1 protein-coding gene is annotated in these 1,294 nt (G+C 45.7%); it reads left to right on the forward strand.

Annotation, left to right across the window (positions count from 1 at the left end):
* Nucleotides 1-23: 23 nt before the first annotated feature.
* Nucleotides 24-1,294: IS1182 family transposase (locus FJM67_RS17310; RefSeq protein ID WP_140591936.1), on the forward strand; the 1,271-nt coding region annotated here is incomplete at its 3' end.

Consider the following 1,294-nt stretch of genomic DNA (forward strand, 5'->3'; position numbering starts at 1 on the left):
CGGGGACTTTTTATAATAGCCTTATGCTTAAAGAACGCCCCCAAACCCAATCGACTCTAGAGTTTGTCTCCATTGATGAGCTCGTCCCAAGTGACCATCTTCTTCGTAAGATTGATCGAACTATCGACTTTACCTTCTTGCATGACTTAGTGAAGGATTTTTATTGTGCAGACAATGGTCGTCCTGCCCTTGATCCCACGCTCATGTTCAAGCTTTTATTTATTGGCTATCTCTTTGGGATACGTAGTGAGCGTCAGCTTATTCGTGAAGTTCAAGTGAATGTGGCTTACCGATGGTTCCTAGGTTTAGGCCTAACGGACAAAGTGCCTGATGCTTCGACCTTAAGCGCGAATCGAACTCGACGCTTTAAAGAGTCCGATGTGTATCAGAAGATTTTTGATGAAATCGTTCTTCAAGCCATGAAGAAAAAACTTGTTAGTGGTCATACCTTCTACACCGATTCCACGCATCTAAAAGCCAATGCCAACAAAAAACATTTTCAAAAAGTGTTGGTTGAGCAATCTCGTCAGGCGTATATGGATGAACTGGATCAAGCGGTTGAGGAGGATCGAATACTGCATGGAAAAAAGCCTTTACCGCCAGAAAAGGCCAAAGATAAAACGCGAGAAATAAAGCAGAGCACAACCGATCCTGAAAGTGGCTACATGGTACGAGATACCAAACCGAAAGGGTTCTTCTATCTCGATCATCGAACCGTCGATGCATGCTGTAACATTATTACGGATGTCCATGTCACAGCTGGCAACGTGCATGATGCCGTGCCGTATTTGGAACGACTGGATCGAATGAAAGATCGATTTAAGTTCCATGTCACATCCGTGGGTTTGGACGCGGGTTACTTCACTTCTGCGGTCTGCCATGGGCTCGAGGAACGACATATCTATGCGGTGATGGGCTATCGACGACCCACTCATAAAAAGGGCTTCTTCTATAAGCGAGAGTATCAATACGAGGCCACGAATGATGTGTATATCTGTCCACAAGGCCAGTCGCTGATTTACAAAACCACATCACGAGAAGGCTATCGCCATTACGACTCAGATCGTCAAATCTGCCAAAGCTGCCCAGAGAAAAAACGCTGCACAACGAATAAAGCCTCCGTGAAAACCGTCACTCGGCATGTCTGGGAAGACAGCAAAGAGCGAGTGAATGCACACCGCTTAACACCTGCCGGAAAGATTATTTATGCAAGGCGAAAAGAAACGGTAGAACGGAGTTTTGCGGACGCAAAGGAACTACATGGGTATCGCTACGCGAGGTTTAGAGGAATAGA

Origin of the sequence: Maribrevibacterium harenarium (genome assembly GCF_006385675.1) — a bacterium.
GTDB lineage: Bacteria > Pseudomonadota > Gammaproteobacteria > Pseudomonadales > Marinomonadaceae > Marinomonas > Marinomonas harenarium.